This is a genomic window from Aromatoleum anaerobium (genome assembly GCF_012910705.2).
In the GTDB taxonomy this organism is placed as follows: Bacteria; Pseudomonadota; Gammaproteobacteria; order Burkholderiales; family Rhodocyclaceae; genus Aromatoleum; species Aromatoleum anaerobium.
In genome coordinates, this window is record NZ_WTVG02000040.1 from 48966 (window position 1) to 65218 (window position 16253).

General features: G+C 68.1%; 15 protein-coding genes. All 15 read right to left on the bottom strand.

The features are described from left to right. Window positions 1–110: 110 nt before the first annotated feature. Window positions 111–398: a type II toxin-antitoxin system RelE/ParE family toxin gene (locus GO606_RS15795; RefSeq protein WP_169118676.1), complete on the bottom strand. Its 288-nt coding sequence runs from the start codon at window positions 396–398 to the stop codon at window positions 111–113. Further along, entirely contained in the window at window positions 388–624 is a 237-nt protein-coding gene (locus tag GO606_RS15800) for a CopG family ribbon-helix-helix protein (RefSeq protein ID WP_169118677.1), read from the bottom strand. The genes GO606_RS15795 and GO606_RS15800 overlap by 11 nt, the downstream gene beginning before the upstream one ends. Window positions 625–735: 111 nt before the next feature. Next, entirely contained in the window at window positions 736–3822 is a 3087-nt protein-coding gene (locus GO606_RS15805) for an ATP-binding protein (protein WP_169118678.1), read from the bottom strand. A gap of 49 nt (window positions 3823–3871) precedes the next feature. Beyond that, window positions 3872–4078: a hypothetical protein gene (locus GO606_RS15810; RefSeq protein ID WP_169118658.1), complete on the bottom strand. Its 207-nt coding sequence runs from the start codon at window positions 4076–4078 to the stop codon at window positions 3872–3874. Window positions 4079–4171: 93 nt separating this feature from the next. Further along, window positions 4172–4651, bottom strand: coding sequence for an MgtC/SapB family protein (locus GO606_RS15815; RefSeq protein WP_169118679.1), 480 nt, complete (start codon window positions 4649–4651; stop codon window positions 4172–4174). Window positions 4652–4779: 128 nt separating this feature from the next. Beyond that, window positions 4780–5343 carry a hypothetical protein gene (locus tag GO606_RS15820; RefSeq protein ID WP_169118680.1) on the bottom strand — a complete coding sequence of 188 codons (564 nt, stop codon included), beginning with the start codon at window positions 5341–5343 and terminating at the stop codon, window positions 4780–4782. 60 nt (window positions 5344–5403) lie between these two features. Continuing rightward, the gene (locus GO606_RS15825; RefSeq protein WP_169118681.1) at window positions 5404–8133 is read right to left on the bottom strand and encodes an ABC transporter transmembrane domain-containing protein; all 2730 of its coding nucleotides are present in this window, start codon (window positions 8131–8133) and stop codon (window positions 5404–5406) included. A gap of 109 nt (window positions 8134–8242) precedes the next feature. Beyond that, window positions 8243–8710, bottom strand: coding sequence for a PRC-barrel domain-containing protein (locus GO606_RS15830; protein ID WP_169118682.1), 468 nt, complete (start codon window positions 8708–8710; stop codon window positions 8243–8245). Between the two features lie 73 nt (window positions 8711–8783). Further along, window positions 8784–9761: a BON domain-containing protein gene (locus GO606_RS15835; protein ID WP_169118683.1), complete on the bottom strand. Its 978-nt coding sequence runs from the start codon at window positions 9759–9761 to the stop codon at window positions 8784–8786. Window positions 9762–9969: 208 nt separating this feature from the next. Next, window positions 9970–12948 (bottom strand): PAS domain-containing hybrid sensor histidine kinase/response regulator, encoded by a 2979-nt coding sequence (locus GO606_RS15840; protein ID WP_246979654.1) that lies wholly within the window; start codon window positions 12946–12948, stop codon window positions 9970–9972. A gap of 148 nt (window positions 12949–13096) precedes the next feature. Beyond that, window positions 13097–13501, bottom strand: coding sequence for a hypothetical protein (locus GO606_RS15845; protein WP_169118685.1), 405 nt, complete (start codon window positions 13499–13501; stop codon window positions 13097–13099). Next, window positions 13498–13890, bottom strand: coding sequence for a phage holin family protein (locus GO606_RS15850; protein WP_246979656.1), 393 nt, complete (start codon window positions 13888–13890; stop codon window positions 13498–13500). Before GO606_RS15850 ends, GO606_RS15845 begins: the two co-directional genes overlap by 4 nt. Before the next feature lie 21 nt (window positions 13891–13911). Then, window positions 13912–14196: a hypothetical protein gene (locus GO606_RS15855; RefSeq protein ID WP_169118687.1), complete on the bottom strand. Its 285-nt coding sequence runs from the start codon at window positions 14194–14196 to the stop codon at window positions 13912–13914. A 100-nt stretch (window positions 14197–14296) separates the two neighbouring features. After that, window positions 14297–14665, bottom strand: a complete 369-nt coding sequence (locus GO606_RS15860; RefSeq protein WP_211166637.1) for a hypothetical protein — start codon at window positions 14663–14665, stop codon at window positions 14297–14299. 159 nt (window positions 14666–14824) lie between these two features. After that, window positions 14825–16246, bottom strand: coding sequence for a sigma-54-dependent transcriptional regulator (locus GO606_RS15865; protein ID WP_169118688.1), 1422 nt, complete (start codon window positions 16244–16246; stop codon window positions 14825–14827). Window positions 16247–16253: the final 7 nt, after the last annotated feature.

Below are 16253 nucleotides of genomic sequence, written 5' to 3' on the forward strand. Positions count from 1 at the left end.
GCGTTCCCGACCTGCCCGGCTTTGTTCTCCATAGCCGACGTTCGCCGAAGCAGCAACTGATGAAAACCGACTGCACGCTGCGGCCCGGACCAGGTTTTGGCAAAAAGCGGTCAGTTGATCCGCCTGGGCCATTTTCTGGCGGTATGGAAAACGCGCAGAACTTCCACGGTACCGCCTCGCACGCGATAAGGGAGGATGTACGGGAAACGGGTCACGACAAGTTCTCTCGTTCCGGCAATGCGGCCCGGGCGCCCCATATTGGGGTGATCCGCGAGCATTGCGGCACTATTTCGCATGTGCCGAACGAACTCCGCCGCCACGCGCGGGTTGTCTTCCGCGATGTAGGCCGCTTCGTCGTCCAGGTTCTCCAGAGCACGACGCAGCCACTTAACCGGCATACTTTTTCATGACCGCATCGACTTCATCATCGGATGCGAAATCATTGGCATCCGCTTCCTTGAGCGCCTGTTGTATTTCACCGATTTGCCAGCTCTCAAGTTCAAGATATTGCCGAATGGCTTCACCAGCCAGGTAAGACTTGGAGCGGTGGGTCGCGTCAGCCAGTCTGTCGAGCTGTTCCTTCATCTCCGCCGGAATGCGCAAGGTCAGTGTCGTGGTTTCCATCGTCGTACCTTGTGTTGCCATGTACACAACTGAATACTAGCACGAAAAATTGGGAGAAAAGGACTTTGAAGAACACCCCCGGCACGGCCCGGATCGAAGACGACAAGGCGCTCAAGCCGGTGATCGCAGCGCGCGAAGCTCCAGCCAGCCAGCCCCTTGCGCGCGGGCGATCTCGACGGCACGGCGCAAGGAAACGGCGGCGGCTTCGCTTTCCCCGCTGCGATAGGCCAGCTCGCCGTCGACGCGCCACAGTTCGGCCTCGAGATAGCGCTGGTTGCAGCGCTGTGTCCATGCGAGCGCCTCGCGGGTGGCGGCGCGTCCCTCGCGGAACTCGCCAAGCATGCCGCGCGCCCGGCCGAGGAGAAGGAGGGTGTAGGTCAGATGAAGCGTTTCGCCTTCGGCACGCGAGCGGGCCACCGCGCGCAGGATCGTCTCGAGGCCCGCGGCCGATCCCGCGCACACGTCGAGCCAGCCCCGGAGGGCATCCAGGACGACCGCGAGGTAGCGGTCCGAAAAGCGCTTCCATAGACGGTCCGCGTCCGCGAGAAGCTCGGCGAGGCGGGCGAGATCCTCGGCTTCGGCCGCGATGATCGCCGCGTAAGTGGTGACGTACCCCAAAGTCATCAGATGATCGAGGCCGGCGGCGATCGCGAGCGCCGATCGGGCGGTCTCGTCGGCGCGGCCGGGATCTCCGGCCCACAGCTCGACCCAGGCCCGCCGCACGAGGCACACCGCCTTCGGGTCCTGGGCGTACAAGGCCAGATGCTCGTCGCGATGGGAAACGTCGTAGGCCTCGACCGCGCCATCGAGCCAGTGGCGGGCGCTGGTCAGATCGCCGCGCCAGAACGCGCTCACGCCGAGGAGATAGCGGCCTTCGGTCCGGGCGACCGGATCATGACTCTCATGCTCGAGCAGCGCCCGCGCGAGTTCATCGCAGTCGTCGAAGCGGCAGCCCTGCAGCCGGGCGAGGCCGAGACCACGGAGGATCGGCGGCGCCACGGGTCGGCGAAGCTTGCGGCACAGCGACAGGGCGCGCTCGTAGAGTTGGTGCGCCCCCCTGGAGCCGTACCCGTCGAGGGCAACAAGCGGGGACCCGAGGGCGATCCGGAGGTCGAGTTCGAGCGCGTCGCGCTCGGCTGACGGTGGCAATTCGGCGAGCAGCGCGAGCGCGCGCTGAAACAGGGTGACCGCTTCGTCGACGGCCGACACCGCCACTGCCCGGGCCCCCGCCGCGCGATAGGCGTCGATGGCCGGTTCGACCATGCCGGCCTGGTCGTAGTGGGCGGCCAGCTGCGGGCTCGCCGCGTCGAGGTCTTTGTGGCGCCCGACCGCGATCGCCGCGGCGACGGCGCGATGGAGCTGGCGTCGACGCGCCGGGCTGACCATCTCCAGCGCGACGGCGCGAAGCTTGTCGTGAGTGAAATCGTACGTCAGCCCCTGTTCGCGAATGATCCGGCGACGCCAGAGTTCGTCGACGTGATCAACGAGCTCGTGCTCATCGGTCCCGGTGGCCGAGGCCAGCAGACCGACCGAGAAGGGCCGGCCGATGACGGCCGCCACTTCGGCGAGTTGCCGAGCGCCGTCAGTGAGTTGGCCCAGTCGGGCGCGCAGCACCGCCCGCATCGTCGGGGTGAGCACTGCCTGACCGCCGTCTGCCGAGATCCCGGCTCGGAGCGCTTCGATGACAAAGAGGGGATTGCCTTCCGTCTCGCGCCACAGTCGTGCCGCCAGCTTTGGGTCGAGCGTGGCCTCGGCGCGCAGCTGGGCAGCGAGCGTCACAGTGGTGGTTTCGTCGAGTCGGTCGAGTGGCACGGTGGTCATTGCCTGATCGTGGCCCAAGGCGTCGACGAGCCCAACGAGGGGATGCTGCGGTGGAAGCTCCTCCCAGCGCACGGTACCGACGATCAGGACCGGTGCCGTCTGTCCGGCACGGACAACGAACCCGATCAACTCGATGGTTTCGGCGTCACACCACTGCAGATCGTCGATGATCAACAAGCGCGGCCGATCGCCGGCGACAATCGCCCGGCCCACCGCGTCGAACAGCCGATGGCGCTGGGCCGGATCGCCCGACCGGCGCCGTTCAGACGGCCGGGAAGCGTCGCGGAGCTCGGGCAGCAAACGCGCGAGCTCGGCCCGCCAGACCGCGTCGAGCGTGTCGAGGTGGCTTCGGATGGCGTCCGACCGGAGCAGGTCGATGACGGGACCCCATGGCAGTCTGCCCGCAGCCTCGTAGGCACGCGCCGCGGCCACTCCGTGCCCCTCTGCCCGAACGTGGCGGCCGAGTTCGAGGGCGAGACGGGATTTTCCGATTCCCGCTTCCCCGGTCACCAGCACGAAATGTGTCCCCCTCTCCCGCGCGGCGTTCCATGCCGCGACAAGCTGCTTCCATTCGAGCTCGCGGCCGACGAAAGGCGATTCGGCGACGGGCAGGTCCTTGCCCCGCACTTCGTCGCGGTCGAGCGTGCCGGCCCGGAGCTGTCGGTACAGCGACCCGATCCCCTCGCCCGGTGCCACCCCGAGCTCGCGCTCGAGCACCTCCGCGTAGCGGTGGTAGGCGCGCAACGCCGCGGCTCGATCGCCAAGCGCGAGGTGTGCTGTCATCTGAAATCGAACGGCCGCTTCGTCGGTCGGCTCCAGGCCGATGATGCGTTGGGCATGCCTGAGCGTGGCTTCGTGGTCGCCGCGCCCCGCCGCCTCTTCGGTCAGCCGCACGAAGGCCCGATACGCCTCGGCGCGAAGTGTCGCTCGCTCATCAACGACACAGTCGTCATAACAGGCGGGAAGGAGATCGCCCCCATAGAGGCGCGCGGCGAGCGCGAAAGCACCGGCCGCCACGGCATCCCGGAACCTCAGCACATCGACCTCGCTCGGCCCGGTCGCGATCCACCGCACCGTCTCGTGGTCGATGTCGACGAACTCGCCGCTCTCGGGAAGGGCATGACGGAAGTCGTGGAGCAGCTTTCTGAGGTTGGTGCGCGCCTGCGCTTCGTCGGAGTCGGGCCACAGCTCGAACGCGAGTCGTGCGCGGTGCTGCGGGCTTCGCCGCAACGCGATCAACGCCAGAAACCGTTGCAGGCGAAGCGAGTCGAAGGCGCGCAGACGCCGACCGTCCAGGATGATCTCGACCGCACCGAGAAGTCGGATCTGTAACCGCGCCGGCCGCTCGCCACCGACCCCGCTCGTGGCACTCGCCATAGGGCTCCTCTGGCTGCGCTCGCCCTGTCCGGTCGCGGACCTTCCCGGCTCACGGGCTTTCGTTCTTCCCCTTGTCGTCCCGCCCGCCAGTTTCCCCGGTCTTCGGCGCGACCGGGTCGCGTTTCGGGGACACGGCCGGCGGATCGCTCGCCGGGAAACTCTCTTCGCTCGACTCGTCGATAAGATCCTCGACATGCGAATCCTTCGGCTTGTGCACCGAAGGATCGGTGTACGGTTTCTGTGGGGTGGTGGTCATGGAAATCTCCTTGTTGAACACGATCACGGACGCCCCCATACGACGCCGGGCCGGGCGGGGGGTTCCACGGCCAAACCGGACGGATGGAATGGCTCAGGGACGGTCGTTCCCTTCGGTGTCGGTCCAGATTTCGATCTGGCGCAGCACCGAAAGCACGATCCACGTGATCACGGTCGCGGCGATCGCAACGCCGAAACGTCCCAGCCCGATCGTCACGCCGATCGCGGACGTCATCCATATCCCTGCGGCAGTCGTCAGTCCGCGGATGTTGTTTTCCCGTTCGCGTTTCAGGATCGCGCCCGCGCCGAGGAAACCGATGCCGGTAACCAAGCCCTGGATGACGCGCGACAGGCCGGAGCTGTCCATGCCTCCCTCCACCGCCGCGATGACGAACAGCGTCGAGCCGGACGCGACGAGGATATGCGTGCGCAATCCGGCGGCCTTTCCCGCGCGTTCGCGCTGCATGCCGATGACGGCGCCGCACAGCAGCGCGACCATCAGGCGCAACACCGGCCTGACGAGTTCATGAAACCCGCCCAGCCCGGCAGTGAGTTCGGCGAGGATCGTATCCAAGACGGCCTCCGTGGCCCCGCGGATGCGCGGCGCGCGGAAGGCGTGCAGCCCGCATGCATGTGGCACGCACCGACGAGCAATTGCGGTGCCTCGCGCCGTCGTCGCCCGGAGGCGTCCTCAACGCGTCCTCAACGCGGCCGCAGCAGTGACGGCGGCTCCGGCTCGGGCGGGCGTGGCGCCAGCCGCAGGGTCTCGCGCTCCGCCTCGCGCGCTTCCCGCGCCAGCGCCCGCAAGCACAGCGCGACGGTGCCGGCGAACACCTCGTCGTAGCACGGAAACGCGCCGCTCGCCGCGACGACGATGCCGTCGAGGCACACGCCACCGGCGAGCAGCGTGTCGCCGGTGCGCAGCAGGTGCGGGAACTGCTGCTGCACGACGCGGCCGTCCCTGCCGGTTGTCCAGCTCAGCCGCGCCTTGGCGCGCGCGAACGCGGCGTAGTCGGCGTCCCACGCGGCGCGATCGCCGAACGCGTGCTCGTGCAGAATCGCCTCCTCGAACGACGCGGTGCCGGGCGCTCGGGCCGGGTCCATGACGACGACGTGGAGAAAACCGCTGCCGACGACGCTGCGGTCACGCATCGCGTGCTCGATCATCGGGGCCGCCAGGGCGATCGCCCGGCGGGCCGCGGCAGGCGTGAGGTAGTGGCTGCCGGCGCCAGGGGCGGCGGGCGCATCTTCATTCAGTGTCGTCATGTCGGGCTGCTCCGGGGTGGGTTTCGGGGAAAGCGCTCGGGCTGCCGCCAAGCGCGAAAGTCATGGCGGCGGTTCGAGGGCCGGTGGCGCAGGCGAAGGCGAAGGAGAATCGGCGCGCCGTCCGGCAAGGTTCGCGATCACGGCGACGAGCTCGTCGCCGTCGACGGGCTTGGCGATGCACACCTGGAACCCGGCGAGCATCGCGCGCATGCGGTGATCACCGCGATAGGCGCTCAGCGCGATCGCGGGCAGACGGTCGGCGAGGCCGAACTCGTGCTCCACCTCGAAGCGGCGCAGCTGCCGGATCACCTCGTAGCCGTCCTCGTCGCCGAGCGCGACATCGCAGACCAGGATGTCCGGCCACCTGGAACGCGGCAGCGCGAACAGCCACTGGAGCGCCGCGGCGCCGGACGGGTTGGAACGCGACAACGCGCCGTGCCGGTTCAGCAGCGCCTCGAGCTGCGCCCGTATTTCGGCGTTGTCATCGACGACCAGCACGTTGATTCCTGAAATCGACGGCACCGCGAGCGCCGGGGTGCCCACGACAGGCGCTGCGCCGCCGTCCGCTGCGGCGACGCCGAGCGCTGGCGCCCCCCGCAGCGGAAACTCGACGATCGCCCGCACGTCCCCGTCCGGGTCACGCCGCAGCTCGATCGTGCCGTGGTGCTGCTCGACGATCGCGCGGATCGTCGTCAGGTCGAGCGGCGGCACCCCGGCGGCTGGCGGAGGTTCGGCGTCGGCCGTCTTTCCGGCGTGAATGAAGCTCACGCGCAGGCGCTCACCGACGCGCTCGATGCGCCACTCGGCGCGTCCTCCCGGCGACGTGGAGGCGATCGCGTTCTCGGCCAGCGCCCACATCACCTGCTGCAGCAGCCCCGGATCGCCGGTGATGCGCACCGGGTCGGCGGTAATCGTGCTGTAGAAGCCGATGCCGCGCGCGTCGATCGCGGCGCGCAGGCCATCGACGACGCCGGCGAGCAGCGCGACGAGGTTGATCTGCTGCGTCGCAAGGCCCCGTTCGGCGCGCTCGACTTCCTGCTGCTGGCGCTGCAGTTGCCACAGCTGCGCGTAGATCCCGCCCTGGCGCAACAGGTGGTCGTGCGAGCCGCGCTCGACGACACGGCCGTGTTCGAGCACGAGGATCTCGTCCGCGTCGACGACCGTCGACAGGCGGTGCGCGATGATCAGCGTCGTGCGCGTCTTCGCCAGCCGGTCGAGCTCGTCCTGGATCGCCCGCTCGGAGCGCGTGTCGAGCGCCGACGTCGCTTCGTCGAACACCAGGATCGGCGGATTCTTGAGGATCGCGCGCGCGATCGCGATGCGCTGCTTTTCGCCCCCCGACAGCATCACTCCGCGTTCACCGACTTCGGTGTCGTACTGGTTCGGCAACGCCGAGATGAAATCGTGCACGTGGGCGGCCTTCGCCGCGTCGATCACCTCGGCGAGCGACGCGCCGGGGCGCCCGTAGGCGATGTTGTACGCGACAGTGTCGTTGAACAGGATCGTGTCCTGCGGCACGATGCCGAGCGCCGCGCGCAGGCTGCGCAGCGAGACCTCGCGGATGTCGACGCCGTCGATGAGGATGCGCCCGCCGCCGACCTCGTAGAAGCGGAACAGCAGCCGCGCCAGCGTCGATTTGCCCGAACCGCTGCCGCCGACGACCGCCACCGTGCCGCCGGGCGAGATCGTGAAGCTCACGTCCCGCAGGATCTGCCGGTTCGGCTCGTAGCCAAAGTCGAGGTGCTCGAAGCGCACCTCGCCGCGCGAAACCGCGAGGTCCGCCGCCTGCGCGATTTCGCCGATTTCGGGCTTCTGTTCGAGCAGGCGCAGCATTTTCTCGGCGTTGACCGCCGCGTCGCGGGTCTGGCGAAAGACGAAACCGAGCGAGTTCAGCGGCAGGCAGATCTGGATCACGTAGGCGTTGACCAGCACCAGGTCGCCAACCGACATCGAGCCCTGCACGACGTTCTGCGCCGCGAGCAGCATCACGCTGGCGACGCCGACCGCGATGATCGCGCTCTGGCCGATATGCAGCATCGACAACGCCTTCTGGTTCTTGACGCCGACGTCGACCCAGTCGTCGAGGATGGTGCCGAAGCGCCGCTGCTCGTAGCGCTCGTTGGTGTAGTACTTGACCGTCTCGTGGTTCAGCAGGCTGTCGACGAGCCGCCCGTTGGCGCTCGAATCGAGCTCGTTGAGCGCGCGCTGGTAGATCGCCCGGCGCTCGGTGAACAGCACCGTGAAGCTCGCATAGACGAGAAAGGTCGCGAGGATGACGCCGGTGAACCAGTCGCTGTAGTTCAGCGTCATGATCACGATCACCGCGATGATCTCGACCATCGTCGGCAGGATCGTGAACAGCCCGACACCCAGTAAAAAACCGATCCCCGCCGTGCCGCGCTCGACGTCGCGCGTGACGCCGCCCATGCGGCGCTTGGCATGGAAACGCGAGCTGAGGCGGTGCAGGTGCTGGAACACGTCGAGGAGGAATCCCGACACCGTCTTCTGCGTGACGCGCACAAACACGACGTCGCGCACTTCGCTGAAGAACGTGCCGAGAAAGCGCAGCAGCGCGTAGCCGAGCAGGAGGAAAACCGGCAGAACGGCGACCGGTGCATCGCCCAGGCTGTCGATGATCGCTTTCAGCGCCAGCGGCACCGAGACCGCGGCGAGCTTCGCGAGGACGACCAGGCCGAGCGCAGCCGCAGTGCGCTGCGGATAGCGGAGCACCGCTGCCGACAGCAGGCGCAGGACGAAGCCGCGCGTCGAGGGCGGCGAGGAAGCTCTCATCGGGGCTACGGTCGCCTGCTTGGCGCCCCGCGCTGAGGGAGGCCGATCGTTCGGCAAAAAACAGGGCCGGGGCGAAATTCCGCCGCCGGCCCTGGCCCTCAGGCAGGGGTCAGTGGCTCGGAGGCTGCCAGTAGTTCCGCTGGCCGTAATAGGCGTGTATTTCACTCGCCCACGTGGTGTCGGCCATGCTCGGCCAGTGGTCCTTGTCGAACCCCGGAGCGTTCTTCAGCCGTTCGGCGTCCACGTCGAGGATGAAGCACTTGCGGTCCGTGTCGAGCGTCAAGGCGCCCCACGGGATCGCAAAGAGCTTGCGGCCGAGGCCGAGAAAACCGCCCGTGGACAGCACCGCGTACGCGACCCGGCCGCTTTGCACGTCGATCATGACCTCCTTGATGTTGCCCAGGTCTTCCCCGGCGCGATTGACGACGTCGTCGCCTTCCAGCGTGCTCGCCGCCATGACCTCGGGGCCGGGTCCGCTGTGGTCTTCATTTCCCGAGCCGACGATGTCGGCGTGTTGGGTGCTAGTGGTGGTGGTAGTGCCGGTAGTGGTGGTGCCGGGAGGATTGATGCTTGCCATGTCATTACTCCTTTTGGATGAAGGTTCCACGATGAAGACGACCGGACGCCGGGCGGCGTCCGGCCGGCGCTGCTCACTCCCTGCCTTGTCCTGTCGACTTGCCGGAGGAGCTTCCTCGTCCGCCCGAATCGCCCGGCTCCGACTGCCCGGATACCGATCGCCCGGACGAAGCTCCGGTTTCCTGCGCACTCTGGTGCGACGACGCCTCGAAGCTGGCGAACGTCTGCGCTCCGGGCGGAGGCTCCGGAGCACGGATGCGCAGGTGGTTTTCGATGTCCTTGACGCCCCAGCAGCTGTCGGCGACGTCTTCGATCCCGTGCTTCATGTAGCGCTCGGGAACCGTCCCTTCGAGCGTGACGCAGCCGTGCGAAACAGTCACCGAGACCTCGCTGACGTCGAGCGACTGGTCCTGCATCAGGCGCTCGCAGACGATTTCACGAAGGCGCTCGTCGGAACGCGAATAGCCTTTCGGCCCCTGGCGGCCGCGCCCGACGTCGCTCCACAGCCGCATGCCGCGGTATTGCGGCGTGCGGCTGTACGACGGGCTGCCCACGTATGGCAGTTCCTGGTCCTGGATCCACTGGCCTTGCGACGACCCGTAGTCGCCCGCGCCGAAGCCGCCGCGCAAGCCGCCCTGCTGAAAGCGCCCCAGGGCGGGGTCCACGGGGCCGTAGTCGGCGTCGCCGGAAATCCCGTGATACGGCCGGTTGCCGCCGTACCCGCCACACCCTTCCAAGCTCCCGCCCGGGTTGCCCTTGCGCCAGTCCTGCAGGTTCGGGTCCTGTCCGGAGCGTCCGTATTCCTGGCTCGCGCGCCCGCCGAACGAACCTTCGCGCACCGAGCCATAGCCCCCCGCCGAACCTCCATCGTCAAAACCGCGCTGGCTGCCCTGCAGCTGCTGCGGCTGGCGTGACCCGCTGCCCTGATCCTGTCCGAAAACGCCGGGCGGCCTGCCATAACCCGGTCCCGGCATGCCGCGCCCGCCTTGTTCGCGGCGGACCTGTTCGTCGTGCTGCTGTTGCGTTGGCTGCGAACGATGTCGTTTCATCATCGTGCTCCTCCTGCGCGATCGGTGAGCTGCCGGAGGACGCCTTGCGTCCTGGTGACGGCGGCCCTGCTCCCTCTTCCGCGGAGAGTGGCAAACGCCGTGCCCACCCTGGGCGTCCTGCCGAACAGGCCGATCGGCCGTCACGGCGGCGCAAGGCGTTGCAACGATTACAGGAGGATGCAATTCGCGGCGCGAACCGGCACCGCGAATGTCACGCGGCCGACGCTCTCAGGCGTTGCGTCTCGCGGTCCGCGGCGTCGAGCACCGCGGCGATGGTCTCGATCAGGATCCGCGCTTCGACCGGCTTGCCGACACATTCCTGGAAGCCGGCGAGTTCGAAGCGCGTCCGGTCGAGGCGGCTCAGGGCGGTCACCGCGACTGCCGGGATGAACGGCAGCGAAGCCAGCTCGCGCACGCGCTGCAGCACGCTGAAGCCGCTGTCGCCCGGCATCGCGATGTCGAGCAGCAGGATCGCCGGCAGGCTGACGGCATCGGGCCGGGCGAGTTCCGCGAGGAGCTCGGCACCGGAACTGAAGGTGCGCACGTGCGCACCGGCCTGCGACAGGATCAGCGTCATCACTTCGCGCGCGTCCGCCTCGTCATCGACCACCAGCGCTTCGACGCCTTCGAGCGCGGTGCGCGGCGGACGGCCTTCCCGCGCCTCGGGCGATTCGCCCGGCAGGGCATCCTGCACCGGGCCGGGCAGTTCCACCGTGAATACCGAACCGCAACCCGGGCCGGCGCTCTCGACCCGCACGCTGCCGCCGTGGAGTTCGACCAGGTTGCGCACCAGCGCGAGCCCGATCCCGAGGCCCTGGTGGCGACGCGTCATCGAAGTGTCGGCTTGGCTGAAGCGGTCGAACACGTGCGGCAGGAAGCCGGCCTCGATGCCGACTCCGGAATCGGCGACCGACAGGATCACCGACGTCTCGCCCCGGGTCAGGCGCAGCTCGACCCAGCCGCCTTCGGGCGTGAACTTCAGCGCGTTCGCGAGCAGGTTGATGACGATCTGCTGCAGCCGGTCGTGGTCGCCGTTGATCGTCATCGACGGGCGATCGGTGTGGACGCGCAGCTCGATCCGTTTCGCCTTTGCCGTATCCCACGAAAGGTCGATCGCGGCGTTGACGATCTCGACGAGATTGACGCGGCGGCTGTTCAGTTCGAGCTTGCCGCTGATGATCCGCGACGTGTCGAGAAGGTCGTCGATCAGCCGCGTCTGGTGGTCGATGTTGCGCTTGATCGCCTCCGCCGCGCGCAGCACCGTCGCGGGTTCGGGGTTGCCCGACGCGGTCAGCACCTGGCTCCAGCCTTTGAGCGCGTTCAGCGGCGAACGCAGCTCGTGCGAAACGATCGCGAGGAACTCGTCTTTCGCGCGGTTGGCGCGTTCGGCCTCGCCGCGCAGGCGGTGTTCGGCGACGAGCAGCTGTTCGAGTTCGCGCTGCGCGCGCTTGCGCTCGGTGATGTCCTTGGACACGCCGACGAGGCCGAACACGTGCCCCTGCGAGTCGCGCAACGGCGACTTCGTCACGAGGAAAGTGCGCGTGCCCGCGCGGGTCGTACGCGATTCCTCGACGACGATCGGCCGGCGCGTCTCGATAACGCGGCGGTCGTTTTCGAGGATGCGCCGCATTTCCTCGGAGTCGCCGAAAAGACTCTCTTCCTTGTGCCCGACGACCTGCGCGCGGCTCAGCCCCATCGCCTGCAGCGCGGCCGGATTGACCATCATGATGCGGCCTTCGCGGCTTTTCGCGACGATCAGCTCCGGCGTGCTCGCGGCGATCGTGCGCAGCAGCGTCGTGCTCTCGCGCAGCACCGACATCGTCCGTTCCAGCGCCCGCGTGCGGTCGCCGACGCGCCGGTCGAGTGCCGCGTAGGCCTGCCGGTCCGCATGTTCCCGCGCGCGATGGGCGCGGGCGTCGCGCAGCACCAGCACGCCGCCGCTGATCCCGCCTTTCCAGTCGCGGATCGGCGTCGCGGTGGCCTCCACCGCGCGCACGCTGCCGTCACGCATGCGCAGCGCCGGTTCGCCGCTGATCGTTACCTGGCGCAGCTCGGAAAACGCCCTCGCGAACGGCGACCCCATCGGCTGGTCGGTGGCTTCGTCGACGAGCACGACCAGCTCGTGCAGATCGCAGCCGATCGCGTCGCCGGCCTTGACGTCGAGCAATGTCTCCGCCGCCGGGTTGAGGAACCCGACACGCATCTCGTTATTGACGGTGATGACTGCGTCCTCGATCGTCGCCAGCGTGACCTCCAGCCACTGCTGCTGCGTGTTGGCGCGAATCTCGGCGATCGAACGGTCGGTGTTCATCTCGTCGAGCCGGGCGGCGGTCCACAGGATCAGGACCGTGCACGCGACGATCATCGCCACCGCCACGACCCCTTCGCTCTCGACCACGCCGAACCATCCGAAGCGCTGGCCCAGTGCCTGCAGCCAGCCGGCCAAGAGCGGCACGGCGACCGCGACCGGCAGCAGGCGGCGGAAAATCACCGCGCCGGGCGAATCGTGCTCGAGCAGCTGCATGAACCGCGGCGACGGATGCCTGATCAGCAGGCTGAAGCTCGTGATCAGCAGCGCCAGCGCGACCGGCAGCGCGATGCCGACCGAAGGGATCGCGAGGTTCAGGCGGACGAGATGGAAAGTCAGCCCCACCACCGCCACCAGCGCGACGCCGCCGACGGCTACGGCCAGCAGCCGCGAGATCGCGACCAGGCGATGGTCGCTCAGGGGCGCCAGCGCCAGCGCCGCGGCAAGAAGGAGGTAGGTGGTGGCTGTCCCGACTGCCGGCCCGGACGGGGAATAAATGGATCCGGCTTCGGCCGTCGGCAACAGCGGCGACAGGACCATGCCGACCGGGTCGGGTCCGACCGTCAGGGCCATCACCGACATCAGCGCGACGACAAGGGCCGCCACCGCGACAGTGAAACGCGCGCGCGCGGCCGGCGCACGGTCGAGCTCGCGCAACGCGAAGGCAACGAACAGGAGCTTGACGATACTGGTCGGCATGAACGGCACGAACTCCGCCCCCAGCGTCCCGAGCGCGGGCATCCCGATGAACCACCCCACCGCGCCGATCAGCGCCAGCACCGCGACCGCGGGGCTCGCGTACGCCGACACCTGCTGGAGCCGCATGCCCCAGACGCTCGGGGCCCGTTCCGCGGCAGCGGGAAGGAAGACGCTATCGCCCATTCGCATCGTCATCGGCATGGTCAGTCATCTGTGACCTCCAAACCGCACCAACCTCCGCCCTCGCGTCACGCTTGTGCAAAGACGGCCGCCATCCGGTTCACTTATCCTATGACCGTGATCCGGTGGCAGTGTTCTTTTTTGCAGATAATTACCGTTTCGCAATCGCGCGCGGCCCCTGCCAGGGAGGTGACGGGGTCGCGGCTGCGCCTGACGGAGCGGCTCTCCCCGCGCCCTGCTGCTGCAGCCAGCCCACCAGCTGCGGCACCGCGGCCCACGGGTTGCCGTAGCGCCAGCGCAACGCGGACAGCGCCAGACCCGTCGCCACCGCGAGAAAGCCCTTGCGCACCGGTGCCGCCGCCTCGTGCCGGGGAGGGCGTCGCCGCATCACGTTGCCGACGACAAACCCCATCATCAGCGCTGTGCCCAGGCCACGCGGGGACGCGAGTTCGCTGCGCACATGCGCGCGCCAGGCGTCGAACTGCGCGTCCAATAATGCCCGCTCGCGCGCGACCCGCGCTTCCGCCTCCGCGAGCGATCCTCCACGCGTGTTCATCGTCGGTCTCCGCCCGGCGGCTCGCCCTCGACCTGCCGCAACGTCGCCGCGAGCGGCGGATTGTGCTTGAGCTGACGCCACAGCCACGTGCCCGCGAGCGCGGCGGCGACGATGTTGATCAGGCCCGCGCACGCCAGCACCCCCGGCCACGAGATGCCGTCCTGGAGCAGCCAGCCGGCGACGGCGACAACGAATGCGAGCCACGCCGTGACCACCAGCACTGCCGCCACGATCGCGACGCACAGCACTTCGATGACCTGGTGCACCGCGTGGCGGGCGTCGACGACGACCAGCGCTGCGTACGCTTTGGCCAGACTTTTGACCCGCCGCAACAAGCCCGGCAGCGAAGGGTCTGCCGGGCCTGTTTCGTACGTCCCCGCCGCCATCATCGACTCCCGCTCGCGGCGCGGTCAGTGCGACGTGAAGCGGCTGAACAGCATCCCCACTCCCACCGCGATCACCACCGACGCGACCGGATGGCGCCTGACGCACTCGCGCGCGCCTTCCAGCATATGCTCCTGCGCCGCGATCCACTCCTGCCCTTTTTCCCCGGCGTGCCGCAGCGTCGAGGACGCGGCCCCGGCAACACGATTGACCGCCTCGTGGGCAGTGCTCGAGAGCTGCTCTATTTTCTCCGCTCCCTTCTCCGCGCTTCCGGCCATCGTGCCTTGCGTACCCGTTGTCGTGTTTTCCATTCTGGGTTCTCCTTTGAGTGATCTGCCGAAGCCCGTTGCCGAGGCAAAGCCGCTGGCGTACTCGCCGATGAGCAAGCCGCGTGCCCGAACGAGATGACATTCATCGCCGGCGCTCATCCTCGCGCGGGTCGCGGTTCGTCGCCTCCGGCGTCTCGGGCGGCACGTCGGCGCCGGGCGAGCGTTCAGGCGGCACGCCCGGCCCCGGGACGTCCGACGGAATACCGCGCCCCGCAGTGTCGCGCAGGCCGCGGCGGATATCGCGCGCTGCCTGTTCGATCACCTTGCGCGGGAGTTTCCCCTCCGGCTCGGGCCGGTCGGGCGCTTCGTCCCTTTCATGCGGCAGCGGCAGCTCGTCGGCAACCGGGGGACGGGCCAGGTTCGTGTCTTCGGCATCGGGTACCGGATAACGAGGGTTCGGTGGATCGGCCGGACCGGGTCTGGACGGGCCGTGTCTGCTTTCCTTGCTCATTGGCACACCTCCGGGGGAGTTCGCATGTCCTCACCTGCAAGCACATTCCATGCAGGGGGAAAACGCGTGCCGCCGCAGGAAATGCAATGCGGATGTCCAGTAAGACTTACGCCAGTCTGTAAGACTTACAGCGACGCAGCCCCGCCCGCCGCTGCGGCATCACTGCACCCCGTTGGTCGAAGCGCGGTCCTCGTCGTCACCCGGCCCGCCCGCGAACTCCTCGGCATCCTCTTCGTCATAGAGCTCCTTGCCGGCGTTATAGACGGCGAGGCGGTTGTAGAGCGTCTTGAGGCTGATACCGAGCATCTCGGCGGCCTTGCGCTTGACGTTGCCGCATTCCATCAGCGTGGCCTCCATGACCCGCCGGTTGACTTCGTCGAGCGGCGTGCCGACACGGATCGTGATCACCGAGCTGTGCGATTTCTGCAGGAAGCTCTCCGGCGCGTGGTCCGGCTCGATGACGTCGTCGGCGAGGATGAAGGCGCGATGGACGTAGTTCTTCAGCTCGCGCACGTTGCCCGGCCAGTTGTGTGCATACAGCGCGGCGATCGCCGCGGGCGAGAAACGCTTGTTCGTCTGCTCCTGCTCGTTGAGCTCGGCGAGGAAATGTTCCGCGAGCAGTTCGATGTCGGTGTCGCGTTCGCGCAACGGCGGCAGGTAGATCGGGAACACGTTGAGGCGGTGGTAGAGGTCTTCGCGCATGCGGCCCTCGGCGACCGCTTTTTCGGGCGAGCGGTTCGTCGCGGCGATCAGCCGCACGTCGGTCGCGATGTGTTCGTTCGTGCCGACCCGCATGAACGTGCCCGTCTCGAGCACGCGCAGCAGCTTGACCTGCAGCTCGGGGCGCATCTCGGTGACTTCGTCGAGGAACAGCGTGCCGCGGTTGGCCCGTTCGAAAAAGCCATGGTGCTGGCGATCGGCCCCGGTGAAGCTGCCTTTCTCGTGTCCGAACAGCTCGCTCTCGACGAGCTGCGGCGAGACCGCGCCGCAGTTGAGCGGCAGGAACGGGTGGCGCTTGCGCCGGCTCAGGTCGTGGATGGTCTGCGCGACGACTTCCTTGCCGGTGCCGCTCTCGCCGATCAGCAGCACCGAGGCCGAGGTCGGCGCGACCCGCGAGAGCTGGTCGTACAGGCGGTGCATCGGCGGGGAGCTGCCGAGGATGTGGCCGAAGCGTCCGAGCTTGCGCAGTTCGTTGCGCAGCTCGCCGATTTCCTGGCGGAAATGCTCCGTTTTCGGGATCCGCTGCAGGATGCCGCGCAGGCGCTCGATGTCGACCGGCTTGACGAGGTAGTCGGTGGCACCGGAGCGCAGCGCGTCGATCGCGGTCTCGACGCTCGCGTGCCCGGTGATGACGACCACTTCCGTGGTGTCGCGCGATTCGAGCTCGTCGACGAGCTCGATCCCCAGCCCGTCGGGAAGCATCAGGTCGGTGAGCACGACATCGGGAGTCGAGCGGGTGAGATGGATGCGCGCGGCGCGCAACGAATCGGCGGTGGCCACGGTATAACCCTCGCCCTTGATGAACTCGCTGAGCCAGCCTATGGTTTCCGAGTCGTCATCGACCAGCAGTACGTTGGACATCTCTCCT